At 70.3% G+C, this 26,459-nt stretch carries 25 protein-coding genes; 6 read left to right on the top strand and 19 right to left on the bottom strand.

All coding sequences use genetic code 11. The features are described 5' to 3' along the window. Positions 1 to 4: 4 nt before the first annotated feature. The 6 genes from alaS to AQJ64_RS35870 form a co-directional block, all read right to left on the bottom strand. Positions 5 to 2,677 (bottom strand): alanine--tRNA ligase, encoded by a 2,673-nt coding sequence (gene alaS, locus AQJ64_RS35895; RefSeq protein WP_059203323.1) that lies wholly within the window; start codon positions 2,675 to 2,677, stop codon positions 5 to 7. Next, positions 2,677 to 3,021, bottom strand: a complete 345-nt coding sequence (locus AQJ64_RS35890) for a hypothetical protein (protein WP_059203322.1) — start codon at positions 3,019 to 3,021, stop codon at positions 2,677 to 2,679. Before AQJ64_RS35890 ends, alaS begins: the two co-directional genes overlap by 1 nt. A gap of 9 nt (positions 3,022 to 3,030) precedes the next feature. After that, positions 3,031 to 3,471 carry a DUF948 domain-containing protein gene (locus AQJ64_RS35885; protein WP_055633390.1) on the bottom strand — a complete coding sequence of 147 codons (441 nt, stop codon included), beginning with the start codon at positions 3,469 to 3,471 and terminating at the stop codon, positions 3,031 to 3,033. Between the two features lie 158 nt (positions 3,472 to 3,629). Then, on the bottom strand, positions 3,630 to 4,244 hold the full coding sequence (gene rpsD / locus AQJ64_RS35880; protein ID WP_055633391.1) for a 30S ribosomal protein S4: 615 nt from the start codon (positions 4,242 to 4,244) through the stop codon (positions 3,630 to 3,632). Positions 4,245 to 4,546: 302 nt separating this feature from the next. Next, complete coding sequence (locus AQJ64_RS35875) at positions 4,547 to 5,902, bottom strand: replication-associated recombination protein A (RefSeq protein ID WP_055633392.1); 1,356 nt, start codon at positions 5,900 to 5,902, stop codon at positions 4,547 to 4,549. 43 nt (positions 5,903 to 5,945) lie between these two features. After that, on the bottom strand, positions 5,946 to 6,605 hold the full coding sequence (locus AQJ64_RS35870; RefSeq protein ID WP_055633393.1) for a vitamin K epoxide reductase family protein: 660 nt from the start codon (positions 6,603 to 6,605) through the stop codon (positions 5,946 to 5,948). Positions 6,606 to 6,748: 143 nt separating this feature from the next. Here AQJ64_RS35870 and AQJ64_RS35865 point away from each other — a divergent pair, with 143 nt between their 5' ends. From AQJ64_RS35865 to AQJ64_RS35850, 4 genes are read left to right on the top strand one after another with little or no spacing between them, the layout of a single operon-like run. Beyond that, positions 6,749 to 7,615, top strand: a complete 867-nt coding sequence (locus tag AQJ64_RS35865) for an ABC transporter ATP-binding protein (RefSeq protein ID WP_055633394.1) — start codon at positions 6,749 to 6,751, stop codon at positions 7,613 to 7,615. Further along, the gene (locus AQJ64_RS35860; protein ID WP_055633395.1) at positions 7,612 to 8,457 is read left to right on the top strand and encodes an ABC transporter permease; all 846 of its coding nucleotides are present in this window, start codon (positions 7,612 to 7,614) and stop codon (positions 8,455 to 8,457) included. The genes AQJ64_RS35865 and AQJ64_RS35860 overlap by 4 nt, the downstream gene beginning before the upstream one ends. Further along, a complete protein-coding gene (locus tag AQJ64_RS35855) occupies positions 8,454 to 9,659 on the top strand; it encodes a sensor histidine kinase (RefSeq protein WP_055633396.1) in 1,206 nt (401 codons plus the stop codon). Before AQJ64_RS35860 ends, AQJ64_RS35855 begins: the two co-directional genes overlap by 4 nt. Then, complete coding sequence (locus tag AQJ64_RS35850) at positions 9,656 to 10,279, top strand: response regulator (protein ID WP_055633397.1); 624 nt, start codon at positions 9,656 to 9,658, stop codon at positions 10,277 to 10,279. The genes AQJ64_RS35855 and AQJ64_RS35850 overlap by 4 nt, the downstream gene beginning before the upstream one ends. 43 nt (positions 10,280 to 10,322) lie before the next feature. Here the strand turns inward: AQJ64_RS35850 and hisS are convergent, their stop codons facing one another. Together hisS and AQJ64_RS35840 are read right to left on the bottom strand one after the other, a co-directional pair. Next, entirely contained in the window at positions 10,323 to 11,585 is a 1,263-nt protein-coding gene (hisS, locus tag AQJ64_RS35845; RefSeq protein WP_055633398.1) for a histidine--tRNA ligase, read from the bottom strand. 12 nt (positions 11,586 to 11,597) lie between these two features. Beyond that, positions 11,598 to 12,308, bottom strand: a complete 711-nt coding sequence (locus AQJ64_RS35840; protein WP_055633399.1) for an MBL fold metallo-hydrolase — start codon at positions 12,306 to 12,308, stop codon at positions 11,598 to 11,600. Between the two features lie 153 nt (positions 12,309 to 12,461). Here AQJ64_RS35840 and AQJ64_RS35835 point away from each other — a divergent pair, with 153 nt between their 5' ends. Then, positions 12,462 to 13,283, top strand: a complete 822-nt coding sequence (locus tag AQJ64_RS35835) for a peptidylprolyl isomerase (protein ID WP_055633400.1) — start codon at positions 12,462 to 12,464, stop codon at positions 13,281 to 13,283. A 144-nt stretch (positions 13,284 to 13,427) separates the two neighbouring features. After that, a complete protein-coding gene (locus AQJ64_RS35830; protein WP_055633401.1) occupies positions 13,428 to 14,657 on the top strand; it encodes a DUF349 domain-containing protein in 1,230 nt (409 codons plus the stop codon). Between the two features lie 94 nt (positions 14,658 to 14,751). Here the strand turns inward: AQJ64_RS35830 and AQJ64_RS35825 are convergent, their stop codons facing one another. From AQJ64_RS35825 to pdxS, 11 genes are all read right to left on the bottom strand, one after another. Beyond that, the gene (locus AQJ64_RS35825; protein WP_055633402.1) at positions 14,752 to 17,247 is read right to left on the bottom strand and encodes a RelA/SpoT family protein; all 2,496 of its coding nucleotides are present in this window, start codon (positions 17,245 to 17,247) and stop codon (positions 14,752 to 14,754) included. A 169-nt stretch (positions 17,248 to 17,416) separates the two neighbouring features. Next, positions 17,417 to 17,965, bottom strand: a complete 549-nt coding sequence (locus tag AQJ64_RS35820; protein WP_055633403.1) for an adenine phosphoribosyltransferase — start codon at positions 17,963 to 17,965, stop codon at positions 17,417 to 17,419. Then, the gene (gene secF, locus AQJ64_RS35815; protein WP_055633404.1) at positions 17,962 to 19,065 is read right to left on the bottom strand and encodes a protein translocase subunit SecF; all 1,104 of its coding nucleotides are present in this window, start codon (positions 19,063 to 19,065) and stop codon (positions 17,962 to 17,964) included. The genes AQJ64_RS35820 and secF overlap by 4 nt, the downstream gene beginning before the upstream one ends. A gap of 2 nt (positions 19,066 to 19,067) precedes the next feature. Continuing rightward, the gene (gene secD, locus AQJ64_RS35810; protein ID WP_206189676.1) at positions 19,068 to 20,849 is read right to left on the bottom strand and encodes a protein translocase subunit SecD; all 1,782 of its coding nucleotides are present in this window, start codon (positions 20,847 to 20,849) and stop codon (positions 19,068 to 19,070) included. A gap of 131 nt (positions 20,850 to 20,980) precedes the next feature. Next, positions 20,981 to 21,505, bottom strand: a complete 525-nt coding sequence (yajC, locus tag AQJ64_RS35805) for a preprotein translocase subunit YajC (RefSeq protein ID WP_055633407.1) — start codon at positions 21,503 to 21,505, stop codon at positions 20,981 to 20,983. Between the two features lie 177 nt (positions 21,506 to 21,682). Beyond that, positions 21,683 to 22,750: a Holliday junction branch migration DNA helicase RuvB gene (gene ruvB / locus AQJ64_RS35800; protein WP_055633408.1), complete on the bottom strand. Its 1,068-nt coding sequence runs from the start codon at positions 22,748 to 22,750 to the stop codon at positions 21,683 to 21,685. Positions 22,751 to 22,813: 63 nt separating this feature from the next. Next, on the bottom strand, positions 22,814 to 23,419 hold the full coding sequence (ruvA, locus tag AQJ64_RS35795) for a Holliday junction branch migration protein RuvA (RefSeq protein ID WP_055633409.1): 606 nt from the start codon (positions 23,417 to 23,419) through the stop codon (positions 22,814 to 22,816). Further along, positions 23,416 to 23,961 carry a crossover junction endodeoxyribonuclease RuvC gene (gene ruvC, locus AQJ64_RS35790; RefSeq protein WP_055633410.1) on the bottom strand — a complete coding sequence of 182 codons (546 nt, stop codon included), beginning with the start codon at positions 23,959 to 23,961 and terminating at the stop codon, positions 23,416 to 23,418. Before ruvC ends, ruvA begins: the two co-directional genes overlap by 4 nt. Positions 23,962 to 24,112: 151 nt before the next feature. Next, complete coding sequence (locus AQJ64_RS35785) at positions 24,113 to 24,865, bottom strand: YebC/PmpR family DNA-binding transcriptional regulator (protein ID WP_055633411.1); 753 nt, start codon at positions 24,863 to 24,865, stop codon at positions 24,113 to 24,115. Positions 24,866 to 24,913: 48 nt separating this feature from the next. Next, a complete protein-coding gene (pdxT, locus tag AQJ64_RS35780; RefSeq protein ID WP_055633412.1) occupies positions 24,914 to 25,519 on the bottom strand; it encodes a pyridoxal 5'-phosphate synthase glutaminase subunit PdxT in 606 nt (201 codons plus the stop codon). A 6-nt stretch (positions 25,520 to 25,525) separates the two neighbouring features. After that, entirely contained in the window at positions 25,526 to 26,431 is a 906-nt protein-coding gene (pdxS, locus tag AQJ64_RS35775) for a pyridoxal 5'-phosphate synthase lyase subunit PdxS (RefSeq protein ID WP_055633413.1), read from the bottom strand. Positions 26,432 to 26,459 lie beyond the last annotated feature (28 nt).

Here is a 26,459-nt window from a genome sequence, read left to right as displayed (position 1 = left end):
CCGCTCACTTGGCCGTGTCGGCCACGAGCCGCTCGACCGCGTCGACGGCCTCGCCGACGGCGCCCGGGTTCTGGCCGCCGCCCTGGGCGACGTCCGGCTTGCCGCCACCGCCGCCACCGAGGGTCCTGGCGGCCGTACGGACCAGCTCGCCGGCCTTCAGACCGCGCTCGCGGGCGGCCTCGTTGGTGGCGATGACCGTGAGCGGCTTGCCGTTGGTGACCGTGAACAGGGCGACCACGGCGGCCCGGCCGCCCTGGATGCGGCCGCGCACGTCGAGGACCAGCCTGCGCAGGTCGTCCGGGGTCGTACCGTCCGGGACCTGCCCGGTGACCACGGCGACGCCGTGCACGTCCTTGGCGGACTCGGCGAGACCGGCGGCGGCCTGGAGGACCTTCTCCGCGCGGAACTTCTCGATCTCCTTCTCGGCGTCCTTCAGCTTGCCGAGCATGGCGGAGACCTTCTCCGGGAGCTCCTCCGGACGGCCCTTGACCAGCTCCTGGAGCTGGGCGACGACCGTGTGCTCACGGGCGAGGAAGTGGTAGGCGTCGACGCCGACGAGGGCCTCGATACGGCGCACCCCCGAGCCGATCGACGACTCGCCGAGCAGCTTCACCAGGCCCAGCTGGGCGGTGTTGTGCACATGGGTGCCGCCGCACAGCTCCTTGGAGAAGTCGCCGATGGTCACCACGCGGACCCGCTCGCCGTACTTCTCGCCGAACTCGGCGATGGCGCCCTGCTTCTTGGCCTCGTCGATGCCCATGATGTCGGCGCGCACGTCGAGATCGCGGGCGAGCACCTCGTTGATCTTCTGCTCGACGTCGGTCATGACGGCCGTGGGAACGGCGGACGGGGAGCCGAAGTCGAAGCGGAAACGGCCGGGCTGGTTCTCGGAACCGGCCTGGGCGGCCGTCGGGCCGAGCGCGTCGCGCAGGGCCTGGTGGGTGAGGTGGGTGGCCGAGTGGGCGCGGGCGATGGCCTTGCGCCGACGGGAGTCGATCGTGGCCTGCACCAGGTCACCGACGGTCACCTCGCCGACCTGGACGACGCCCTTGTGGACGTAGACGCCCGGGACCGGCTTCTGGGTGTCGCGGATCTCCACGACGGCACCGGAGGCCACCTTGATCCGGCCGGTGTCGCCGATCTGGCCGCCGCCCTCGGCGTAGAACGGGGTGCGGTCCAGGACGATCTCGACCTCGTCGCCCTCGGAGGCGGCCGGGGAGGAGACACCGTCGACGAGGATGCCGACGACGGTGGACTCGCCCTCGGTGTCGGCGTAGCCGATGAACTCGGTCTCGCCGGCCTTGTCGGCGATCTCCCGGTAGGCGCCGGCACCGGCGTGGCCGGTCTTCTTGGCCTGGGCGTCGGCCTTGGCGCGCTCCCGCTGCTCCTTCATCAGGCGGCGGAAGCCGTCCTCGTCCACGGACAGCCCCTGCTCGGCGGCCATCTCCAGGGTGAGGTCGATCGGGAAGCCCCAGGTGTCGTGGAGCAGGAACGCCTTGTCGCCGGAGAGCACGGTGGAGCCGGCGGCCTTGGTCTCGCCGACGGCGCCGTCGAGCACGTTCGTACCGGCGTTGAGGGTCTTGAGGAAGCGGGCCTCCTCGGCGAGGGCGACGTTCTCGATGCGCTCGCGGTCGGTGACCAGCTCCGGGTACTGCTGGCCCATCATGCCGATGACGGTGTCGATGAGCTCCTTGACGACCGGGCCGGTGGCGCCGAGGAGGCGCATGTTGCGGATGGCGCGGCGCATGATGCGGCGCAGGACGTAGCCGCGGCCCTCGTTGCCGGGGGTGACACCGTCGCCGATGAGCATCACGGAGGTGCGCATGTGGTCGGTGACCACGCGCAGGGAGACGTCCGAGTCATGGGCGTCGCCGTAGGCCACGCCGGTCAGTTCGGTGGCCTTGGCGATGACGGCCATGGAGGTGTCGATCTCGTACATGTTCTGCACGCCCTGCAGAATCATGGCGAGACGCTCCAGGCCCAGGCCCGTGTCGATGTTCTTGCTCGGCAGCTCGCCGAGGATCTCGAAGTTGTCCTTGCCGATGCCCTCGCCGCGCTCGTACTGCATGAAGACGAGGTTCCAGATCTCCACGTACCGCTCGTCGTTGACGGCGGGGCCGCCCTCGACGCCGAACTCGGGGCCGCGGTCGTAGTTGATCTCGGAGCAGGGGCCGCAGGGGCCGGGGACGCCCATGGACCAGTAGTTGTCCTTCATGCCGAGGCGCTGGATGCGCTCCTTCGGCACACCGACGACCTCGTGCCAGATGCGCTCGGCCTCGTCGTCGTCCTGGTAGACGGTGATCCAGAGCTTCTCCGGCTCCAGACCGTAACCACCCTTGTCCTGGGCGCTGGTGAGCAGCTCCCAGGCGTACGAGATGGCGCCTTCCTTGAAGTAGTCACCGAAGGAGAAGTTGCCGCACATCTGGAAGAACGTGCCGTGGCGGGTGGTCTTGCCGACCTCTTCGATGTCGGGGGTGCGCACGCACTTCTGCACGCTGGTGGCGCGGGCGAAGGGCGGCTTGACCTCACCGAGGAAGTAGGGCTTGAAGGGCACCATGCCGGCGGGGACGAGGAGCAGAGTCGGGTCGTCCGCGATGAGCGACGCCGAAGGGACGACGGTGTGCCCGCGCTCCTCGAAGAAGCTCAGCCAGCGGCGGCGAATCTCGGCCGACTCCATCAGTGGTCCTCATTCCGGTCGTACGAGTACGTCGTGGTCTGGACGTACCTCGGGTGGGTGCTGTTCTCGATGGCGGCGAACCGCCGGGGCGAGGGGAGTTCGGGGTCCTCGTCGATGCCGAGGGCGTCCTGGAGCTCCGCCTCGCGCTGGGCCATGTTGTCGCGGACGTCGAGCGCGAAGCCCACCGCGCGGTCCTTCAGGCGCGCCCCCGTCTCGAGGGCCTTGTTGGCCGCCGTCGCGGCGAGGCTCTCCGGGGTGAGCTGCTTCAGCTTGCGGTTGACCTTGGTGGTGGCCCAGACACCGGCGGCGACACCGGTCGTGAACCAGAACGTACGGCGGAACATGGCTGGCTCTCAGTCCCTCTTTCCACGGGCGCTGCGCTTCTCCCGCCGGGAGACCGTGCGGCCCACGATCACGGTACGCCGGGGCTCACGGGCGGGCATGTCCTCCCGGCGGCCACCGAGGGCCCGGCGCACGCCGTAGCCGAAGGCGGCGACCTTGACCAAGGGGCCGCCGAAGGTGGAGGCGACGGTCGTCGAGAGCGCGGAGGCGTTCGAGGTGACCTCCTGGACGTCGGAGGCGATGGCGTCGACCCGGTCGATCTGGGTCTGCGCGGAGCGCACCGCGGCGGAGGCGTCGGCCAGCAGCGGGACGGCCTGTTCGGTCACGTCCGCGACCAGTTTGGTGGTCGCCCTGAGCGTCTGGGCCAGCCTCGCCAGCGCGACGGCGAGGAAGGAGACCAGGATCGCCCAGAAGACGGCCACCAGGATCCCGGCCACCTCTCCACCGGACACTGCGCACCTGCTTCCCGCGCTTCGAGAAAAATCAATAAGGCGCTCTGAGCCTATCGCGCCGGGGGCGGGGCTCCGTACCGCATTACGGGCGCGCGAAAGCCCGCCGCCTCCGGGGAGACGACGGGCCTGGGCGCAGAAGTCCTACGGCCGCCGAAGGATCAGCGGGCGTAGTACTCGACGACGAGCTGCTCGTCGCAGATCACCGGGATCTCCTTGCGGTTCGGCTCACGGTCCAGGCGGAACGCCAGGGCCTTGAGGTTCACCTGGAGGTAGCGCGGGGTCTCGCCGTCGGGGGCGAAGCCACCCTCACGGGCGATGGAGAAGAGGGTCTTCTCGCGGCTGCGCTCGCGGACCATCACGACGTCGTCGGGACGGACGCGGAACGACGGCTTGTCGGTCTTCTGGCCGTTGACCTCGATGTGGCCGTGCACGACCATCTGACGGGCCTGGTAGATGGTGCGGGCGATGCCCGAACGCAGCACCAGGGCGTCGAGACGGCGCTCGAGCTCGATGATCAGGGCCTCACCGGTCTTGCCCTGCACCTTGGAGGCGCGCTCGTAGGCGCGGACCAGCTGGCGCTCGGAGAGGTCGTACTGCGCGCGCAGACGCTGCTTCTCCAGCAGACGGACCTTGTAGTCCGAGTTCTGCTTGCGGCCGCGGCCGTGCTCGCCCGGCGGGTAGGGGCGGGCCTCGAAGTACTTGACGGCCTTCGGGGTCAGCGCGATACCGAGGGCACGCGACTTCTTGACCTTGGGGCGGGACTGGTTCGCCACTTGTCTCTCATTTCCTGGTTTTCGGCTTGTCAGAGTTAAGGGAGGTCGCATCCGCAGCCGGGGAAACCCATGAGGTCCGCGAGGGACCCCGCCGGGCAGCCGCTCCCCTGGTCTGGGCACATACGTGCAGCACGCGAGTGGCCCACCGACCTCTCCCGCCGTACGGCGGGTGGTGGTGGGCTGCCCGCGACACCGATCGACGGTGCGCGACGCTCCTGGACCCGGTCCGGGGACCGGGCTCCGGCTGACTGTCCCGTTCTGACAGCGCGGGACGCAGCACTCCGAACGAGTTTACAGGGTGCTCAGGACCGCTTGCGACCGAGGTGCTTCCTGGTCCACTCCACGGCGTCGGCGTACCGGGCCTCCGCGCCGTGCCGGGTGGGGGTGTAGTACTCCCGGTCCTTGATCGCGTCCGGTGCGTACTGCTGGGCGGCGATGCCCTCCGCCAGGTCGTGCGGATACACGTACCCCTGCGCGTGGCCGAGCTTGGCGGCGCCCTTGTAGTGCCCGTCACGCAGATGCGGCGGCACGGATCCGGCCAGTCCCTTGCGTACGTCGTCCAGGGCGGCGCCGATCGCGGTGGTCGCGGAGTTGGACTTGGGGGCGAGGGCGAGGGCGATGGTGGCGTGGCTGAGGATGAGGGCGGCCTCGGGGAAACCGATCATGGCGACGGCCTGGGCGGCGGCGACGGCCGTGGGCAGGGCGTTCGGATCGGCGAGGCCGATGTCCTCGCTGGCGGAGATCATCAGCCGGCGGGCGATGAAGCGGGGGTCCTCACCGGCCTCGATCATGCGGGCGAGGTAGTGCAGGGCGGCGTCGACGTCGGAGCCGCGGATCGACTTGATGAGGGCGCTGGCGACGTCGTAGTGCTGGTCGCCGTCGCGGTCGTACGTCACCGCCGCCCGGTCGACCGTCTGCTCCAGGGTCGCCAGGCTGATCTCGCTCTCGTCCTGGTCGAGGGCGGCGCCCGCGGCGGCCTCCAGGGCGGTCAGGGCGCGGCGGGCGTCGCCGCCGGCGATGCGCAGGAGGTGGGCCTCGGTGTCGTCGGGGAGGGTGACGGCGCCCCTGAGCCCGCGCTCGTCGGTCAGGGCCCTGCGCAGCAGCCCCCGCAGATCGTCGTCGGTGAGGGGTTCGAGGGTCAGCAGCAGGGAGCGGGACAGCAGCGGGGAGATCACCGAGAAGTAGGGGTTCTCCGTGGTCGCCGCGATCAGGGTCACCCAGCGGTTCTCGACGGCCGGGAGGAGGGAGTCCTGCTGGGCCTTGCTGAAGCGGTGGATCTCGTCGAGGAAGAGGACGGTCTCCTTGCCGTACCCCCCGGTGGCGCGCCGGGCGCCGTCGATGACCGCGCGGACCTCCTTGACGCCCGCGGTGATCGCGGAGAGCTCCACGAACCGCTTGTTCGTCGCCTTGGACACGACGTACGCCAGTGTGGTCTTGCCGGTGCCGGGCGGGCCCCAGAGGATCACCGAGGAGGGCCCGGCCGGGCCCTTGGCCCCCTCGCCGACCAGGCGGCGCAGGGGGGAGCCCGGCTTCAGCAGGTGCTGCTGGCCCACGACCTCGTCGAGGGTGCGCGGACGCATCCGGACCGCCAGGGGACTCCCGGCGGGATCCTTCTCCTGGCGTTCTTCTGCTGCGGCGGTGAACAGGTCGGGCTCCACGCTGAAACCCTAAAGGACCGCACCGACAACGTGGCCCGGACCGTCAGCTGGTCCAGAACTCCCACCAGCGGGTCAGGATCAGCATCCCGATGATGCCGATGTGCAGCACGGGCACGACCCAGGTGAACTCGCCGAAGAAGCCCTTCAGCCAGCGCGGGGCGGGCAGGAAGGCGTTGCGGATGTTGAAGGAGGTCACGTACCAGAACATGGTGATCGTGGCGACCCAGGCCAGCGAGCACCACAGGCACAGGGCGTTGATCCGGTACAGGGACTGGAACTGCAGCCAGGTGCAGAAGGCGACGCCGAAGAGCGTGCCGAAGTTGAAGGTGAGCCAGTACCAGCGCGGGAAGCGGGCGCCGGCCAGCAGGCTCATGCCGACGCAGATGACGATGCCGTAGCAGACCAGGCCGAGCATCGGGTTGGGGAAGCCGAAGGCGGCGGCCTGCTTGGACTCCATCACGCTGCCGCAGGAGACCACCGGGTTCAGGCTGCACCCGGGGGTGAAGGTCGTGCCCGCGACCTTGGCCTCGAGCAGTTTGAACTTGTCGATCGTGATGACCCACGCGGCGAGCAGACCGGCCGCGCCGGTGATCAGCAGCAGGATCGCGAACGCACGGCTGCCGCCCGCCGTCCGGGCCGCGGCCGTGGTGTCACGCTCGGGCTCGGACTCCGTGGAGACGTCTTTGACTGTCGTCTTGCTCATCACGCCGATCCGTGTTTGAGAGTTGGACCATCTTCGGGCAGGGGCCATTCTGCCGCACCGGGCCGGGTATCCACCGTTCGATGGACATAAGGAAGCCCGCACGGTCGTCCCAGAACGAGCGGTTCCGGCCGAGTCTGGACGGCATGACAGCACACGCGAACGACCTCGCGGTGGACGTACGGGGACTGCGCAAGCGGTACGGGGACGTGACCGCGGTGGACGGCATCGACCTGGGGATCCGCGCGGGCGAGGTCTTCGGCCTGCTCGGACCGAACGGCGCCGGCAAGAGCACCACGGTGGAGATCCTCCAGGGGCACCGCGACCGGGACGGGGGCGAGGTGAGGGTGCTGGGCGCGGACCCGGCGACGGGCACGCGCGCGTGGCGCTCACGTGTCGGAATCGTCTGGCAGGACGAATCCGCGCCCGCCGAGTTGACGGTCCGCGAGACCGTACGGCATTTCGCGCGCTACTACCCGAGGCCGCGCGACCCGGAGCAGGTGATCTCCCTGGTGGGTCTGGAGGCGAAGGCGGACAGCCGGACCAAGACCCTCTCCGGTGGCCAGCGCCGCCGGCTCGACGTGGCGCTCGGTGTGATCGGCGGCCCGGACCTGCTGCTTCTGGACGAGCCGACGACCGGATTCGACCCGGCGGCGCGCCGCCGGTTCTGGGACCTGATCCGCACGCTCGCCGACGAGGGCACGACCATCCTGCTGACCACGCACTACCTGGAGGAGGCGGAGGCGCTCGCCGACCGGCTCGCGGTCGTGGCCGACGGCCGGGTCGTCGCCGAGGGCGAGCCGGCCGCCCTGCGGGAGCGGTACGGCACGGGCGCGACGGTCGCCTGGAGCGAGCCCGACGGGACCGCGCGGAGCACGCGCACGGACACCCCGACCCGCGTGGTCGCCGAGCTGACGCACCGCTTCGACGGTGAGATCCCGGGGCTGACGGTGACCCGCCCCACGCTGGAGGACGTGTATCTGAGCCTGACCGGACAGGGGGACCCCCGATGACCACGACCGCAGCGGCAGCCAGGGCCGAGGCCGTGTCCCCGCGCCTTCCCGCCGCCTGGACGCTCGGCCTGCACCGGGGCGCCCTCGAACTGAGGCAGTTCTTCCGTCAGCGCGAGCAGGTGGTCTTCACCTTCGCCTTCCCCGTCGTGTTCCTGTTCCTCTTCGCGTCGATCTTCAAGGACGACGTCAGCGGGGCGGGCGTCACGGCCTCGCAGCTGTACGTCCCGGCGATGATGGCGGCCGGCATCATGTCGACCAGCTTCCAGTCCCTGGGCATCTCGATCGCGATCGAGCGGGACGAGAAGGTGCTGCGCCGGCTGCGCGGCACACCGATGCCGCCCGCCGCGTACTTCCTCGGCAAGATCTGGCTGGTTCTGGTCACCGGTGCGCTGGAGACGGCCGTCCTGCTGCTGGTCGGCACCACGCTGTACGACGTCGATCTGCCCTCGTCGGCGGCCCGCTGGTTCGACTTCGCGTGGATCTTCGTCCTCGGACTCACCGCCTGTGCGCTGCTCGGCATCGCGATCAGCTCGGTCCCGAAGTCGGGCCGGAGCGCCACGTCGGTGGTCGTCCTGCCCTTCCTGGTGCTCCAGTTCATCTCCGGCGTGTACATCTCGGTCGCCACGATCCCCGACTGGATGCTGACGGTCGGCGCGCTGTTCCCGCTGAAGTGGATGTGCCAGGGGCTGCGCGGGGTGTTCCTGCCGGAGTCGGCGCGGGTCCTGGAGCAGGCGGGCAGCTGGGAGTTCGGACGGGTGGCCCTGGTCCTCGGGGCGTGGTGCGTCGGAGGATTGGCGCTGTGTCTGCTGACCTTCCGGTGGAAGAACCGGCGCGACGGATGAGCGGCCCCGCCGAGGCCGACGCGCACATCTGGGACAGTTCCTTCCGTATCTGGGACGTGTACTTCGCGCTGGTCTGGACGGCCACCCTGGTGACCGTGCTCGGCACGGAACACCCGGGGTGGCCGGTCCGCGTGGTGGCGGCCGGGCTGCTCGTCCCGCTCGTGCCCTGGTACGTCGTCGTGGGGCGTCCCCTGATGCAGGGCGAGCCGCAGGCGGACGAACGCAGGTCCCTGGTCCATCTCGTGGGCGGGATGGCGCTGTTCCTGCCGTCGGCGGTGCTGGTGGGCGAGACCCGGCTGATCACGTTCGCGCTGGTCCCGCAGTGCTTCATGACACTGCGGCTGCGGCCCGCCCTGATCGCGGTGGCCGTGCTGAACGTCGCGCCGGTGGTGGGCTGGGCGCTGCTGTGGTGGCCCGACGGCCAGGACGTCTTCCTCAACGGTCTGTTCGCGCTGGTCAGCCTGGTGTTCTCGGTGGCCGTCGGCAGCTGGATCATCCGGATCATCGCGCAGAGCGCGGAGCGCGCCGAGCTGATCGCCGAGCTGGACGCCAGCCGCAGCGAGGTGGCCCGGCTGTCGGTGGCCCACGGCGCGCTGGCGGAGCGGGAGCGGATGGCCCGGGAGATCCATGACACGCTCGCGCAGGGCTTCACCAGCCTGCTGATGCTGACCCAGGCGGTGGAGGCGGAGCTGGAGACGGACGTGGCGCGGGCCCGTGCGCATCTGCGGCTGATGGACGAGACCGCCCGGCAGAACCTGGCCGAGGCCCGTGCCCTGGTCGCGGGCGGCACCCCCGCCGATCTGGCCGGGACCTCGCTGCCGGACGCGCTCGGCCGGCTGGCCGCGCGGCACTCGGCGGACCTGGATGTCACGGGCCCGGTGCGCGCGCTGCCCGCCGGGCCGGAGGTGGTGGCGCTGCGCTCCTGCCAGGAGGCGCTGACCAACGCCCGTAAGCACGCCGGGAGTTCGGCGCGGGTGACGATCTGTCTGGGGTACGACGAGGACGGGCTGACGGTGTCGGTGCGCGACGACGGCCGGGGCTTCGACCCCGCCCGGGACTCGGACGGCTACGGTCTGGCGGGACTGCGGGCGAGGGCTGCGGAGGTGGGCGGGACGACGCTGGTGCGCAGTGCGCCGGGCGAGGGCACGACGGTCACCGTCCGGCTGCCCGTCCCGGCCGGGGCGAGGAGGGGGACCGCGTGATCAGGATCGTCCTGGCCGACGACCATCCCGTCGTACGCGAGGGGCTGCGGGCGATGCTGAGCGCCGAGCCGGATCTGGAGGTCGTCGCCGACGCGGAGAGCGGCCCCCGGGCGGAGGCCCTGGCCGCCGAACTGCGCCCCGACATCGTGCTGATGGACCTGCGGATGCCGGGCGGCGGGGGTGTGGAGTCGATCGCGCGGATGACGGAGTCCGGGCTGCCGTGCCGGGTGATCGTCCTGACGACGTACGAGACCGACCGGGACATCCTGCGGGCCGTGGAGGCGGGCGCCGCGGGCTATCTCCTGAAGGACCTGCCCCGGAGCCAACTGGCTGAGGCGGTACGACGGGCGGCGCGCGGCGAGACGGTGCTGGCCCCGTCGGTGGCGGCCCGTCTGGTCGATCAGCTCCGCACCAAGCCGGAACGCCCCCGTCTGTCGACCCGTGAGACGGCGGTGCTGCGGCTGGTGGCCGAGGGCTGCACCAACGCGGAGATCGGCAGACGCCTGTTCATCGGGGAGTCGACGGTGAAGACCCATCTCCTGCGTGTCTTCACCAAGTTGGACGTGGACGACCGGACGGCGGCGGTCACCAGCGCCATGCGGTACGGACTGCTGGAGTGAGCGAGGGGGTGAGGGGGCGTGCGGCCCCCTCACCCCGCGGGCCTCAGCCCAGCCTCGACTCCAGTTCGGCCACGATCTCGTTCACGCCGATCGCCGACTGCTCGCCGGACTCCATGTCCTTGAGCTGGACGACACCCTCGGCGAGGTCGCGGTCACCGGCCACGATCGCGTACCGGGCGCCGCTGCGGTTGGCGTTCTTCATGGCGCCCTTGAGGCCCTTGCCGCCGTAGGAGAAGTCGGCCGCGACACCGAGCTTGCGCAGCTCGGTGACCTTGGCGAACAGCACCCGGCGGGCCTCCTCGCCGAGCGGGACGGCGTAGACGGAGGTGGTGGACGGCAGGCCGAGGTCGACGCCCTCGGCCTCCAGCGCGAGGACCGTGCGGTCGACGCCGAGCGCCCAGCCGACGGACGGCAGGGCCGGGCCGCCGATCATCTCCGACAGCCCGTCGTAACGGCCGCCGCCGCCCACCGCGGACTGGGAGCCCAGACCGTCGTGGACGAACTCGAAGGTCGTCCGGGTGTAGTAGTCCAGACCGCGGACCAGCTTCGGGTCGTCCTCGAAGGCGACACCGGCGGCCGTGATCAGCTCACGGACCTCCTCGTGGTACGCCTTGCAGGCGTCGCAGAGGTAGTCCCGCAGGAGGGGGGCGTCACCGAGCTGCTTCTGGACCGACTCGCGCTTGTCGTCCAGGACGCGGAGCGGGTTGATCTCGGCGCGGCGCAGGGTGTCCTCGTCGAGGTCCAGGCCGCGCAGGAAGTCCTGGAGGGCGGCCCGGTACACCGGACGGCACTCCTTGTCGCCCAGGCTGTTGAGCAGGATGCGGAAGTTCCTGAGGCCCAGCGAGCGGTACGCCTGGTCGGCCAGGATGATCAGCTCGGCGTCCAGCGCCGGGTCCTCCGCGCCGATCGCCTCGGCGCCGACCTGGGAGAAGTGCCGGTAGCGGCCCGCCTGCGGCTGCTCGTAGCGGTAGTACGAGCCGGAGTACCAGAGCTTGACCGGGAGATTGCCCTGCCGGTGCAGGTTCGCCTCCAGGGCGGCGCGCAGCACGGAGGCGGTGCCCTCGGGGCGCAGGGCCAGCCTGTCGCCGCCCTTGGTCTCGAAGGCGTACATCTCCTTGGTCACGATGTCCGTCGACTCACCGACACCGCGCGCGAACAGCTCCACGTTCTCGAAGCCGGGGGTCTCGACATAGCCGTAGCCGGAGTTCCTGAGCGGTCCGGCGATGGCCTCGCGCACCGCGAGGAACGTCGCGGAACGGGGCGGCAGAAGGTCGTACGTGCCCTTGGGGGCCTGAAAGGTACTCACGGAAGTCTCTCGTCACATTCCTCGTCGGGGAGCCTGAGCTGCTCCCTGGCCTCCGCTCGCCACCTGCCGCAGATACGGGTTGGTGGCGCGCTCCTGGCCGATGGTCGTCTGGGGGCCGTGGCCGGACAGGACCACGGTCGAGTCGTCGAGCGGCAGGCACACGCGGGCCAGCGAGTCGAGCATCTCGGCCATGTCACCGCCGGGCAGGTCGGTGCGTCCGATGGAGCCGGCGAACAGCAGATCCCCGGAGAAGAAGACCGAGGGGATCTCGGTCGTCTCGGGCATCCGGAAGGTCACCGACCCCTTGGTATGGCCCGGCGCGTGCGCGACGGAGAACCGCAGACCCGCCAGGTCCAGCTCGATGCCGTCGGTCAGCTCGCGGACGTCGTCCGGCTCCCCCACGGTCAGCTCGCCCATCAGCGGCATCCCGATGGACCGGCCGAGCGCCTTCTCGGGGTCGCTCATCATGAACCGGTCCTCGGGGTGGATCCAGGCCGGCACGTCGTGCGCGCCGCAGACCGGGACGACCGAGGCCACATGGTCGATGTGGCCGTGGGTGAGGACGACGGCGACGGGCTTGAGCCGATGCTTCTTCAGCGCTTCCTCGACTCCGGGGGCCGCCTGATGGCCCGGGTCGATGATCACGCACTCCTCACCGGCGGCGGGGGCGACGAGATAACAGTTCGTCCCCCAGGCCCCGGCGGGGAACCCGGCAATGAGCACGATCGTCCTTGGTTGTGTCGATTACGGGAGGCTTCTGCGCGGCGACAGCCGCTGTCAGAGCCTACCGGCGCTGCCGTTTCCTCAGCGAACCCATATACGGTACGGGGCACACGCAAGCGGTCGATGTCACGAGACGCACAAGGAGAGAATCCGGTGGTCACCCAGGAACAGCGCAAGCGTCAGCTCGCCCGGGAGAAGTTCTTGCGGCAGCAGCAGCGGCGAACGGCGTCGCGGCGCAAGGCGCGCGTGCGCAACTCGGTGATCGCGTCGGTGCTCGGCGTGATCGTGATCGGCAGCCTCACGCTCTACACCACGGGCGTCCTCAAGGACGACAAGGACGACAAGTCGAACACGAGCGCGGAGGCGAGCCCGGACGCCTCGCCCAGCGCGGCGAAGGACCCGTGCGAGAAGGCGGCCGCCGGCAAGGTCGAGAAGCTGAGCTGGAAGAAGGAGCCGGCGGTGACCATCGACAAGTCGGCGGACTACACCATGAAGCTCGCGACGACCTGCGGTGACATCGACATAGCGCTGAAGACGGCCGCGGCCCCGCACACGGTCAACTCGTTCGACTTCCTCGCCGGCAAGGGCTACTTCGACCACACGAAGTGCCACCGGCTGACCACCAACGGGATCTACGTCCTGCAGTGCGGCGACCCCACGGGCAGCGGCAGCGGCGGACCGGGCTACACCATCCCGGACGAGAACCTGAAGGACAAGAGCCTCAAGGACAACGTCTACCCGGCGGGCACGGTCGCGATGGCCAACACCGGTCAGGCGCACACCGGCGGCAGCCAGTTCTTCCTCGTCTACCAGGACAGTTCGCTCCCGCCGAGCTACACCCCGTTCGGCACGGTGTCGGCCGAGGGCATGAAGGTCCTGAAGAAGATCGCCGCCGCGGGTGAGAACACCGGCGCCGGTGACGGTGCCCCGAACGCGACCGTTGTGATCAACAAGGCGACGGTCACGAAGTCCTGACGTCCAGGGCGGCCAACTGCGGAATTTCGGTCGCGCTGGATGCGGACAGGCGCCCCGCCGGTCGCCTATGTTGGCCGTGACGAAACTGTGGACGATGCCCGGGGGCGCCGTAGCCCCTCGGAGGCATCATGTGGAGGAGGCGCTGTGAGCAGCGACCCGTGGGGCCGCGTCGATGAGACGGGGACCGTGTACGTGCGTACGGCCGACGGCGAGCAGGTCGTCGGTTCCTGGCAGGCCGGCTCCCCCGAGGAGGCCTTGGCCTACTTCGAGCGCAAGTACGAGGGCCTGGTTGTCGAGATCGGCCTCCTCGAGAAGCGGGTGCAGACGACCGACCTGTCGGCGAAGGACGCCCAGGTCGCCATCGACCACATCCGCGAGCAGGTCGACGCGCATCACGCGGTCGGTGACCTGGACGCGCTGCGGACCCGGCTCGACAAGCTGGTGCAGGCGGTCGAGTCGCGCCGCGAGGAGCGCAAGCAGCAGCGGGCCAAGCAGTCCGACCAGGCCCGCCACGCCAAGGAGGAACTGGTCGCCGAGGCGGAGCAGCTCGCGCAGTCCGACCAGTGGCGGGCGGCCGGTGAGCGGCTGCGGGCCCTGGTGGACACCTGGAAGGGTCTGCCGCGCCTGGACCGCAAGTCCGACGACGAGCTCTGGCACCGCTTCTCGCATGCGCGCTCGGCGTTCTCCAAGCGCCGCAAGGCCCACTTCGCGCAGCTGGACGCGCAGCGCGAGGACGCCCGCCGGATCAAGGAGCGTCTGGTCGCGGAGGCCGAGGCGCTGTCGGCCTCGACGGACTGGGGTCCGACGGCCGCCCGCTACCGCGAGCTGATGGCCGACTGGAAGGCCGCGGGCCGCGCCCAGCGCGAGCACGAGGACGACCTGTGGAACCGCTTCCGCGGCGCCCAGGACGTGTTCTTCGCGGCGCGCAGCTCGGTCTTCGCCGAGCGGGACGCCGAGCAGACGGAGAACCTGAAGCTCAAGGAGGAGCTGGCCGAGGAGGCCGAGAAGCTCCTGCCGATCGGTGATCTGAAGACGGCGCGTGCGTCGTTCCGCTCGATCAACGAGCGCTGGGAGTCCATCGGTCATGTGCCGCGGGACGCCCGGCCGAAGGTCGAGGGCCGGATGCACGCCGTGGAGCGGGCGATCCAGGAGGCCGAGGAGGCCGAGTGGCGCCGCACCAACCCGGAGGCACGCGCGCGTGCCGAGGGTCTGACCGGCCAGCTCCAGGCCGCGGTGGACAAGCTGCGGGCGCAGATCGACCAGGCCCGCGCCCAGGGCAACGCCTCCCGCGCCGACAAGCTGGAGCGCGAGCTGGAGGGCCGCCAGGCCCTGCTGGACCAGGCGCTGAAGGGTCTCCAGGAGTTCGGCGGCTGACACACGGCTAAGCGGCTCACCCAGCGGCTGACACAGCGGTGAAAGAGGCCCCCGTACGTGGTGTACGGGGGCCTCTCGTGTGTCCGCGGCGGGGCTACGGCCGACGGGCCGAGGTCACCCGGTAGACGTCGTACACGCCCTCCACGCCCCGTACGGCCTTCAGGACGTGACCCAGGTGCTTGGGGTCGCCCATCTCGAAGGTGAAGCGGGAGGTCGCGACCCGGTCGCGGGAGGTCTGGACGGCCGCCGAGAGGATGTTGACGTGCTGGTCGGACAGCACGCGGGTGACGTCCGACAGCAGCCGGGAGCGGTCCAGGGCCTCGACCTGGATGGCGACCAGGAAGACCGAGGACTGGGTGGGCGCCCACTCGACGTCCAGGATGCGCTCCGGCTCCCGGGACAGTGACTCCACGTTGACGCAGTCGCTGCGGTGAACCGATACACCACTACCGCGGGTGACGAAACCGATGATCGGGTCGCCCGGGACGGGCGTACAGCAGCGGGCCAGCTTGACCCAGACGTCGTCGACGCCCTTGACCACGACCCCGGGGTCCTGGTTGCTGCGCCGCTTGCGGCCACGGGTGCGGGACGGCGGGACCGCCTCGTCGATCTCCTCGGTGGCCGCCTCCTCGCCGCCGAGCGCCTGCACCAGCTTCTGTACGACGTTCTGCGCGGCCACATGGCCCTCGCCGATCGCCGCGTACAGCGAGGAGATGTCCGGGTAGCGCATCTCGTGCGCCAGCGTCACCAGGGAGTCGCCGGTCAGGATGCGCTGGATCGGCAGGTTCTGCTTGCGCATGGCCCGCGCGATGGCGTCCTTGCCCTGCTCGATCGCCTCGTCGCGGCGCTCCTTGGAGAACCACGCCCGGATCTTGTTGCGGGCCCGGGGCGACTTGACGAAGCCCAGCCAGTCGCGGGACGGGCCCGCGCCGGTTGCCTTGGAGGTGAAGACCTCGACCAGGTCGCCGTTGTCCAGCGTCGATTCGAGCGGTACGAGCCTGCCGTTGACCCGCGCTCCTATGGTGCGGTGGCCGACCTCGGTGTGGACCGCGTACGCGAAGTCGACCGGGGTGGCACCCGCGGGCAACGCGATGACATCACCCTTCGGGGTGAAGACGAAGACCTCGTTGCGGGACAGGTCGAAGCGCAGGGACTCCAGGAACTCGCTGGGGTCCTCGGTCTCCTTCTGCCAGTCGAGCAGCTGGCGCAGCCACGCCATGTCGTTGAGGTGGTCGTCCTTGCCCTTGCCGGCCTTCGGCACGTCGGTGCGCACCTTGGAGGCGCCGGCGACGGCCTCCTGCTTGTACTTCCAGTGCGCGGCGATGCCGTACTCGGCGCGGCGGTGCATGTCGAACGTACGGATCTGGAGTTCGACGGGCTTGCCGTTGGGCCCGATGACCGTCGTGTGCAGCGACTGGTACATGTTGAACTTGGGCATCGCGATGTAGTCCTTGAACCGCCCCGGAACCGGGTTCCAGCGGGCGTGGACGGTGCCCAGCGCCGCGTAGCAGTCGCGGACGGTGTCCACCAGGACGCGGATGCCCACCAGGTCGTAGATCTCCGCGAAGTCCCGGCCGCGGACGATCATCTTCTGGTAGACGCTGTAGTAGTGCTTCGGGCGGCCGGTGACGGTCGCCTTGATACGGGCGGCGCGCAGGTCGGACTGGACCTCGTCGGTCACTATGGCCAGGTACTCGTCACGCTTCGGAGCCCTTTCGGCCACCAGCCGTACGATCTCGTCGTACATCTTGGGGTAGAGGATCGCGAACGCGAGGTCCTCCAGCTCCCACTTGATGGTGTTCATACCGAGGCGGTGGGCGAGCGGCGCGTAGATCTCGAGGGTCTCGCGCGCCTTCTTCTCCTGCTTCTCGCGCTTGAGGTAGCGCATGGTGCGCATGTTGTGCAGACGGTCGGCGAGCTTGATGACCAGGACGCGCGGGTCCTTGGCCATGGCGACGACCATCTTGCGCACGGTCTCGGCTTGCGCGGCCTCGCCGAACTTGACCTTGTCCAGCTTGGTGACGCCGTCGACGAGCAGGGCGACGACGTCGCCGAAGTCGCGGCGCAGGTCGTCGAGGCCGTACTCGGTGTCCTCGACGGTGTCGTGCAGCAGGCCCGCCATGAGGGTGGCCGGGTCCATACCGAGCTCGGCGAGGATCGTGGTCACCGCGAGGGGGTGGGTGATGTACGGGTCGCCGCTCTTGCGCTTCTGGCCCCGGTGCCAGCGCTCGGCGACCTGGTAGGCCTTCTCGATCTGGCGCAGCGTCGCGGTCTCGACCTTGGGGTCGTTGCTGCGCACTATCCGCAGCAGCGGCTCCAGGACCGGGTTGTAGGGGTTGGCGCGCTGGACGCCGAGGCGGGCGAGACGGGCGCGGACGCGGTTGGAGGAGCCGGAGCGGGCGGGGGGCTGCGCGGTCGCGGCGCGCTCGGGCGGGGCCGGCTTCGGGCGCGGCTCCTCCGCCGGCCTCTCGACGGGCGCGGAACGGTCGTGCTCGACCGGGCCGCCGGCGTCGGCTTGCGCCGGCTTGGCCGCGGGTGCCGAGGCGGACTCGGGCTTGGCGGCTGTCAGGTGCTGGGCCTCGTCAGGCAAGAGGACTCCTCGTGCGCGATCCGGGTCCCCGGTCAGGCTCCGGAGCACCCATCGTAGCGATCCTGGGCTCCGGCATCGCCTTCAGGCCGATGTGAGGACCGTCAACCCGTGCAACGCGAGGGGCGGGCGCCGGATTCCTCCGGGCCCGCCCCTCGCGGCGCAGCGGTGTTCAGATGGTCAGCAGGGCGTCCAGCGGGGCCTCGCCGAGCGCGGCCCGCAGGCGGGGGCGGCCGTCGAGGAAGCTCAGTTCCATCAGGACGGCGACGCCCGCGACCTCGGCGCCCGCGCGGTGGATGAGCCGGATCGCGGCCTCGGCGGTGCCGCCGGTGGCGAGCACGTCGTCGACGATCAGGATCCGGTCGCCCGCGGTGAGGTCCTCGGCGTGCACCTCGATCTCCGCCGAGCCGTACTCCAGGTCGTAGGCCTGGCTGAGGGTGGCTCCGGGGAGCTTGCCCGCCTTGCGTACGGGGATGAAGCCGAGGCCGGCGCGGACGGCGACCGGGGCGCCCAGGATGAAGCCCCGGGCCTCCAGGCCGACGATCTTGGTGGCGCCGGTGCGCTCGGCGATCGCCGCGAAGGCGTCGGTGAGCACGGTGAACGCCACCGGGTCCGCCAGGAGCGGGGTGATGTCCTTGAACATCACCCCCTGCTCCGGGTAGTCGGCCACATCGCGGATACGGCTGAGCAGCAGCGCCGTGGTGTCGACGACGTCGGTCATCGGCGCTTCCCCGAAGGCCTGCGGCGGCTGCGCGGCCCGGACTGGTCGCGCGGTCCGACGACCGCCGGGGTGGCGTCCTCGGAGTCTCCTCCGAACTCGCCCCGGGTCCCGGCCACTTCCTCGTCGGCGGCGGCCTGGGCCCGCTTGGCCAGGACGCGCTTCCTGAGGGCCTTCATCTGCGGCTCGCGCTCCTTGAGGTCGGCGACGAGCGGGGTGGCGATGAAGATCGAGGAGTAGGCACCGGCCGCGAGACCGACGAACAGCGACAGCGAGATGTCGTTGAGCGTGCCCGCGCCGAGGACACCGCCGCCGATGAACAGCAGGCCCGCCACCGGCAGCAGGGCGACCACCGTGGTGTTGATGGAACGGACCAGGGTGCCGTTGATCGAGCGGTTGGCGACCTCGCTGTAGGTGAAGCGGGTCTGCTTGGTGAGGTCCTTCGTCTGCTCCTTGAGGGAGTCGAAGACGACGACGGTGTCGTACAGCGAGTAACCGAGGATGGTGAGCAGACCGATCACCGTACCGGGCGTGACCTCGAAGCCGACGAGGGCGTAGATGCCGACGGTGATGGTGATGTCGTGGATCAGGGCGACGAGCGCCGCGATGGCCATGCGCCATTCGAAGGCGATCGCCAGGTAGATCACGACCAGGACCATGAAGATCGCCAGGCCCTGCCAGGCCTTGTTGGCGATCTGGTCACCCCAGCTGGGGCCGACGAGGTCGGCGGCGATCGACTCGGAGTTGAGGTCGAAGTCCTTGGCCAGGTCGTCCTTGATCTGGTCGGACTGCTGGGTGTCCATGCCGGCGATCTGGATGCGCAGCGAGCCGTCGCCGAGCTTCTGCACGACCGCCTCGTGGCCGGACGCCGCCGCCGCGGCGTCCTCGGCCTGCGAGACGGAGACATGGGTGTTCTTCGGGGTGGTGAAGACGGCACCGCCCTGGAAGTCGATGCCCATGTTCAGGCCGCGGACCGCGAGGCCCAGGATGGCCGTGATGGTGATCAGGATCGAGATGCCGTACCAGAGCTTGCGGTGGCCGATGAAGTCGTAGCTGACCTCGCCACGGTGCAGTCGGGCGCCGAGGCTGCCGAGTTTCGACACGCTCACGCCTCCTTGGTCTCGACGGGGCCGGCAGGACCGGCGGGACGGCGGGTGCGGCGAATCGGCGGCTGCGCGCCCAGGCTCTTGGGGTCGAGCCCGGACCACTTGTGGCCGTTCGCGAAGAACTTGCGGCGGGCGAGCAGGGTCATCAGCGGCTTGGTGAAGAAGAAGACCACGACCACGTCGAGGACGGTCGTCAGACCGAGGGTGAACGCGAAGCCCTGGACCTTGCCGACGGTGACGATGAACAGCACCGCGGCGGCGAGGAACGACACGAAGTCCGAGACCAGGATGGTGCGCCGGGCGCGCGGCCAGGCCCGCTCGACGGAGGGGCGCAGGGTGCGGCCCTCGCGGATCTCGTCCCGGATGCGTTCGAAGAACACGATGAACGAGTCCGCCGTGATACCGATCGCGACGATGGCGCCACAGACGGCCGGCAGGTTCAGCGCGAAGCCGATGGCCGGGCCGAGCAGCGACATCAGCACATAGGTGAGGGCCGCGGAGACCAGCAGCGAGGCGATCGCGATGAGCGACAGACCGCGGTAGTAGGCCACCAGGTAGATCACGACCAGGGCGAGACCGATGGCGCCGGCGAGCAGACCGGCGTGCAGCTGGTCACCGCCGAGCGCGGCGGTCACGGTGTTCACGCTCTGCTCCTTGAAGGAGAGCGGAAGCGCACCGTAGGACAGCATGTTGGCGAGGTTCTGGGCCTCTTCCTGGGTGAAGCTGCCGGAGATCTGGGCACTGCCGCCCGTGATCGCGTTCTGCACGAAGGGGCTGGAGACGACGTCGCCGTCGAGGACGATGGCGAACTCGTTCTGCGGCTGGGTGTTCTGCGCCAGCTGGGCGGTGACGTCGGCGAACTTCTTGCGGCCCTGGGAGTTGAACTCCATGACGACCTGCCAGCCGGAGGCGCCCTGCGTGTCGAAGTTGGCCGAGGCCTTGTCGATCTCGGTGCCGGCGACGGCGGACGGGCCGAGCAGGTACTTGTACCAGACGCCGGAGATCTCACCGCAGGCGACGGTGGGGTCCTCGGGCTTGACGCCCTCGCCGGCCTTGGTGCGCACGGACTTCTTGGTGCAGTCCAGCGCCGCGTACTTGGCCTGGAGGGCGGCGGACTCGGCGTCGGTGCTCGTCGAGGCGGAGGCCGACGGGCTGGCGGAGGCCTTGGCGCTGGCGCTCGCGGACGGTGTGGAGTCGGCCTTGAGGGCGTCGGTGACGGCGCGGCCCTGCGAGGTGGCGGTGGCCGACGGGGAGGACGAGGAGCTCGCCTTCTCGCCGGTGCCGGAGGCGCTCGAGGAGGGGCTCGCGGTCGAGCTCGGCGAGGCGCTGGAGGAGCCCGTGGCGGACGCGCTCGGCGAGGCGGTGCCCGCGGCGGCGCCGGTGGCCTCCTGGGCCAGGACGGGACGGAAGTACAGCTTGGCGGTGGTGCCGACCTGCGCCCGGGCTTCCTTGGAGTTGGTGCCCTTGGGGATGTTGACGATGATGTTCTTGTCGCCCTGGGTCTGCACCTCCGCCTCGGAGACGCCCAGGCCGTTGACACGGCGGTTCATGATGTCGACCGCGGTGTCCATGTTGGCCTTGTTGATCGCGGAACCTTGGTCGGCCTTCGCCTCCAGCGTGATGCTGGTGCCGCCGGCAAGGTCGATGCCGAGTCGCGGGGTCGTGTGCCCGGAGGCGAACATGCCCCCGGTGAGACCCACGATGGCGATCAGGATCAGGGCCAGCGAGCGCCCTGGCTTGCTCTGGGCGCTCGCGCTCCGGCCCTTCTTAGGTGCTGCCACCTTCTTGTACTCCCTCTCGGGCCGCCTCGTGCCTGGTCAGGGCGGCGGCCATGACATGTAGTCGGGATCCCGTGCGAGATGCGCACGCCCCGGGGGCGCACGGGTGTGATCCGTGAGCCCCGGGGGCGTGACTACTTCTTCGCGTCGGAGTCGCCGTCGGTCTTCTTCGGCTCCTCGTCGGCCTCGGCCTGCTGGGCCTCGGGCTCGTCGGCCTGCACCGCGTCCTCGTCGGACGCGCCCTTCTTGCCGAGGTCGACGGACTTGTCGTCGGAGGCGGCGGCAGCTTCGTCGGCGGACTCGTCGGCGTCGGCGGGGTCGGTGAGGGAGGAGGCGTCGTCGGGGACGACGTCGGAGTCGGACTTCAGGTCGTGCTCGATGCCGTGGACGATGCGGTTGTACTCGTCGTCGGTCAGGACGGCACCGATCGCGTTCTTCGCGAAGAGCAGTTCCACGCCCGGGCCCGCGTCGAGGAGGACCGTGTCGTCACTGACCTCCTTGACCGTCGCGTACATGCCCCCGATCGTGCGGATGCCACTGCCGGGCTGCATCTGGTTCCGCATGTCGGCGGCCTGCTGCTGCTTCTTCTTGGCCGACCGGGTCATCAGGAACATGGCCCCGATGAGCACGATGAACGGCAGGAGGGTCAAAGGACTCACGGGTCGGAACTTCCTTCAAGCGACCGCGATGGCTGAGCGGCCTGATGGATGGGGGTTGGATGTGTGCTGCCGACAAAGGCGGCATCGGCGGAGTCTAAGCGAGTCCGCGTGCAGGGAACAACGCTCAGCATGGCACCTGGGTTCCTGGCCCCGCCATTGCCCCCGCCGATGAACCGCTCAGGTCCCGAACAGGTCCTGTTGTCCGTTTCCTGCCGCGGGGGTGCGGGGCGGGGTGAGGCCGAGGTGTGCCCAGGCGGCCGGGGTGGCCACGCGTCCCCGCGGGGTGCGGGCGAGCAGTCCCTCACGGACGAGGAACGGCTCGGCCACCTCCTCCACGGTCTCACGTTCCTCGCCCACGGCGACGGCGAGCGTGGAAAGACCGACCGGTCCGCCGCCGAACAGCTTCAGCAGTGCCTGGAGGACCGCGCGGTCGAGGCGGTCGAGGCCGCGGGCGTCGACCTCGTAGACGGCGAGGGCCGCCGAGGCGATGTCGCGGGTGATCACACCGTCGGCCTTGACCTGCGCGTAGTCGCGGACGCGGCGCAGCAGGCGGTTGGCGATGCGGGGCGTGCCGCGGGAGCGGCCGGCGATCTCGGCGGCGCCGGCGGGGTCGATCTCGACGTCGAGCAGATGGGCCGAACGGTGGACGACGCGGCGGAGCTCGGCGGGCTCGTAGAACTCCATGTGCGCGGTGAAGCCGAAGCGGTCGCGCAGCGGGGGCGGCAGCAGGCCCGCGCGGGTGGTGGCGCCGACCAGGGTGAAGGGCGGCAGTTCGAGGGGGATGGCGGTGGCGCCGGGGCCCTTGCCGACGATGACGTCGACGCGGAAGTCCTCCATGGCCATGTAGAGCATCTCCTCGGCGGGCCGGGACATGCGGTGGATCTCGTCGAGGAAGAGGACCTCGCCCTCCTGGAGGGAGGAGAGGATCGCGGCGAGATCGCCGGCGTGCTGGATGGCGGGGCCGGAGGTGATGCGGATGGGGGCTCCCATCTCGGCCGCGATGATCATCGAGAGGGTGGTCTTGCCGAGGCCGGGGGCGCCGGAGAGCAGTACGTGGTCGGCGGTGGCGCCCCGCGCGCGGGCGGCGCGCAGGACGAGGTCGAGCTGTTCGCGCACCTTCTCCTGGCCGATGAACTCACCCAGGTCCTTGGGGCGCAGGGCGGCCTCGACGGCCTGGTCCTCGCGGTCGGCGACGGAGCCCACCAGCCGCTCGGCGTCGGTGTCGGTCGGGTCGTCCCAGTTCATTGATGTGCCTCGGGGGGTGTGGGTCGGCGGGCGCGGTGCGGGGTCAGCGGGCGCGGTGCGGGGTCAGCGGGCGCGGTTGAGTGTCTGGAGGGCGGCCTTGAGGAGCCGGCCGACCTGCGGGGTGCCCTCGGCGGCCTCGGCCTGCGGGGCGACGGCGGCCACGGCCTCGTCGGCCTCGCGGGTGGCGTAGCCCAGGCCGATCAGGGCGGCGTGCAGCTGGTCGCGCCAGCCCTGGGTGACCGGGGCGCCGATCGCGGGGGCGCCGACGGGCTCGCCGAGGCGGTCCTTCAGCTCCAGCAGGAGTTTCTGGGCACCCCTCTTGCCGATGCCGGGGACGGCGATCAGCGCCTTCTCGTCACCGGTGGCCACGGCTCGGCGCAGCGCGTCGGGCGTGTGGACGGCCAGCATGGCCTGGGCGAGGCGGGGGCCCACGCCGCTCGCGGTCTGGAGCAGCTCGAAGACCTGGCGCTCGTCGTCGTCCACGAAGCCGTACAGCGTGAGGGAGTCCTCGCGGACGACGAGGGAGGTGGCCAGTTTCGTCTGCTGGCCCATGCGCAGCCCGGAGAGGGTGTTGGGTGTGCACTGGACGGCGATGCCGATGCCGCCCACCTCGACCACCGCGGAGTCGGGGGCGAGGGCGGCGACCGGTCCGCTCACGAAGGCGATCATCCCGTACGGCCTTTCAGTGTCGGTGCTTTGGCTGTGTGCAGGGCGACGGCCTGCTGGAGGCGGTTCTGCGCGGGGGCGCGCCAGATGTGGCAGATGGCGAGGGCGAGGGCGTCGGCGGCGTCGGCGGGCCTGGGGGGCGCGGCGAGCCGGAGCAGCCGGGTGACCATGGCGCCGACCTGGGCCTTGTCTGCGCGGCCGCTGCCCGTGACGGCGGCCTTGACCTCGCTGGGGGTGTGCAGGGCGACGGGGATGCCGCGGCGGGCGGCGCACAGCGTGGCGACGGCGCTGGCCTGGGCGGTGCCCATGACCGTACGGACGTTGTGCTGGCTGAAGACCCGCTCCACGGCGACGCATTCGGGGCGGTACTCGTCGAGCCACTGTTCGATGCCCTGCTCGACGGCGACCAGGCGGAGGCCCAGCTCGGCATCGGCGGGGGTGCGGACGACTCCCACGCCGAGCATGGTGAGCGGCCGGCCCGCGACCCCCTCGACGACACCGACACCGCATCGCGTGAGTCCGGGGTCCACCCCGAGTACGCGCACCGCGCCCCCTCCCCTTCGACTGCCTGTGTGTGCAGGCCGTTCGTGCAGGCTGTTCGTGCAGGCTATCGGGTGCCACTGACAAAGCCGTCACCGACAAAGCGACGGGCCGACGGGGGGTGTCCCGTCGGCCCGTTCGCGAAGGAGCGTCGGCTCAGGCGTCGACCTTCTCCATGACCTCGTCGCTCACGTCGAAGTTGGCGAAGACGTTCTGTACGTCGTCGCTGTCCTCGAGGGCGTCGATGAGCTTGAAGATCTTCTTCGCGCCCTCCTCGTCCAGTTCGACCTGCATGGTCGGGACGAAGTTGGCCTCGGCGGAGTCGTAGTCGATGCCGGCCTCCTGGAGGGCGGTGCGGACCGCGACCAGGTCGGTGGCCTCGCTGAGCACCTCGAAGGACTCTCCGAGGTCGTTGACCTCCTCGGCGCCCGCGTCCAGGACGGCGCCCAGGACGTCGTCCTCGCTCAGCTCGCCCTTGGGGACGATGACGACGCCCTTGCGGTTGAAGAGGTACGACACCGAGCCCGGGTCGGCCATGGAGCCGCCGTTGCGGGTCATGGCGACGCGGACGTCGGAGGCGGCGCGGTTGCGGTTGTCGGTGAGGCACTCGATGAGCACCGCGACACCGTTCGGGCCGTAGCCCTCGTACATGATCGTCTCGTAGTCGGCGCCGCCGGCCTCGAGACCACCGCCGCGCTTGACCGCGGAGTCGATGTTCTTGTTCGGCACCGACTGCTTCTTCGCCTTCTGGATGGCGTCGTAGAGCGTCGGGTTGCCCTCGATGTCGACACCGCCCATACGCGCGGCGACCTCGATGTTCTTGATCAGCTTCGCGAAGAGTTTGCCGCGCTTGGCGTCGATCACGGCCTTCTTGTGCTTCGTCGTAGCCCATTTAGAGTGGCCGGACATCTGCCTGTCTCCTTCGCGTAACCATCCACATAACGAACGCCAGAGATCCTACAAGGACTCCGCCGTACGGTTCGCGCGCACCATGTCGACGAACAGGGAGTGCACGCGGTGGTCGCCGGTCAGTTCCGGGTGGAACGACGTGGCGAGCGCGTTGCCCTGGCGGACCGCGACGATGTGGCCGTCGTGCTCGGCGAGCACCTCGGCCGCGGCACCGACGGACTCCACCCAGGGGGCGCGGATGAAGACGCCCTCCACGGGGTCGCCCTGGACGCCCCGGACGTCCACCGCCGCCTCGAAGGACTCGTTCTGACGTCCGAAGGCGTTGCGGCGCACGATCATGTCGATGCCGCCGATCGTCTCCTGGCCCGAGCGCGGGTCGAGGATCTTGTCGGCGAGCATGATCAGGCCGGCGCAGGTGCCGTAGACGGGCATCCCGGCCCGTACGCGCGCGCGGAGGGGCTCCATCAGGCCGAACAGGACGGCCAGCTTGGAGATCGTGGTGGACTCGCCGCCGGGGATGACGAGACCGTCCACCTCGGCGAGTTCCTCGGGGCGCCGGACCGGCCTGGCCACGGCGTCGGCCGCGGCCAGGGCGATCAGGTGCTCCCGTACGTCGCCCTGGAGGGCCAGGACACCTATGACAGGAGTGCTCATCGGGGACTACCAGCCGCGGTTGGCGTAGCGCTCGGCCTCGGGGAGGGTGTCGCAGTTGATGCCGACCATGGCCTCGCCCAGGTTGCGGGACGCGTCCGCGATGATCTTCGGGTCGTCGTAGAAGGTGGTCGCCTTCACGATGGCGGCGGCGCGCTTGGCCGGGTCGCCGGACTTGAAGATGCCGGAGCCGACGAAGACGCCCTCGGCGCCGAGCTGGCGCATCAGCGCGGCGTCGGCGGGGGTGGCCACACCACCGGCGGAGAACAGCACGACCGGGAGCTTGCCGAGTTCGGCGACCTCCTTGACCAGCTCGTACGGGGCACGCAGCTCCTTGGCGGCGGCGTACAGCTCGTTGTTGTCGTAGCCGCGCAGGCGGGCGATCTCGTTCTTGATCTGCCGCAGGTGGCGGACCGCCTCGACGACGTTGCCGGTGCCGGCCTCGCCCTTGGAGCGGATCATCGCCGCGCCCTCGGCGATGCGGCGCAGGGCCTCGCCCAGGTTGGTGGCGCCGCAGACGAACGGGGTGGTGAAGGCCCACTTGTCGGAGTGGTTGACCTCGTCGGCCGGGGTGAGCACCTCGGACTCGTCGATGTAGTCGACGCCGAGGGACTGCAGGACCTGGGCCTCGACGAAGTGGCCGATGCGGGACTTGGCCATGACCGGGATCGAGACGGCCTCGATGATGCCCTCGATCATGTCGGGGTCGGACATACGGGCCACGCCGCCGTCCTTGCGGATGTCGGCCGGAACCCGCTCCAGGGCCATGACCGCGACGGCCCCCGCGTCCTCGGCGATCTTCGCCTGCTCCGGCGTGACGACGTCCATGATCACGCCGCCCTTGAGCTGCTCGGCCATGCCGCGCTTCACGCGCGCGGTGCCGGTCTCGGGAGCCTGGTTGTCGATGGTGGACACGGGTGACCTCACTGGAAGGGAAGAGGGG

It is taken from the genome of Streptomyces griseoruber (genome assembly GCF_001514205.1).
Classification (GTDB): Bacteria; Actinomycetota; Actinomycetes; order Streptomycetales; family Streptomycetaceae; genus Streptomyces; species Streptomyces griseoruber.
Note: the sequence above shows the minus strand (reverse complement) of the source record. Positions and strands in the feature narration are given on the sequence as shown.

Bases quoted from the DNA above. Each gene is read 5' to 3' on its own strand.
- AQJ64_RS35855 (WP_055633396.1), top strand. From the start codon at position 8,454: ATGAGCGGCCCCGCCGAGGCCGACGCGCACATCTGGGACAGTTCCTTC.
- ruvA (WP_055633409.1), bottom strand. From the start codon at position 23,419: ATGATCGCCTTCGTGAGCGGACCGGTCGCCGCCCTCGCCCCCGACTCC.
- AQJ64_RS35870 (WP_055633393.1), bottom strand. From the start codon at position 6,605: ATGAGCAAGACGACAGTCAAAGACGTCTCCACGGAGTCCGAGCCCGAG.
- alaS (WP_059203323.1), bottom strand. From the start codon at position 2,677: ATGGAGTCGGCCGAGATTCGCCGCCGCTGGCTGAGCTTCTTCGAGGAG.
- AQJ64_RS35820 (WP_055633403.1), bottom strand. From the start codon at position 17,965: ATGACCGACGTCGTCGACACCACGGCGCTGCTGCTCAGCCGTATCCGC.
- ruvB (WP_055633408.1), bottom strand. From the start codon at position 22,750: ATGAACTGGGACGACCCGACCGACACCGACGCCGAGCGGCTGGTGGGC.
- AQJ64_RS35890 (WP_059203322.1), bottom strand. From the start codon at position 3,021: ATGTTCCGCCGTACGTTCTGGTTCACGACCGGTGTCGCCGCCGGTGTC.
- pdxT (WP_055633412.1), bottom strand. From the start codon at position 25,519: ATGAGCACTCCTGTCATAGGTGTCCTGGCCCTCCAGGGCGACGTACGG.
- AQJ64_RS35860 (WP_055633395.1), top strand. From the start codon at position 7,612: ATGACCACGACCGCAGCGGCAGCCAGGGCCGAGGCCGTGTCCCCGCGC.
- AQJ64_RS35785 (WP_055633411.1), bottom strand. From the start codon at position 24,865: ATGTCCGGCCACTCTAAATGGGCTACGACGAAGCACAAGAAGGCCGTG.
- AQJ64_RS35865 (WP_055633394.1), top strand. From the start codon at position 6,749: ATGACAGCACACGCGAACGACCTCGCGGTGGACGTACGGGGACTGCGC.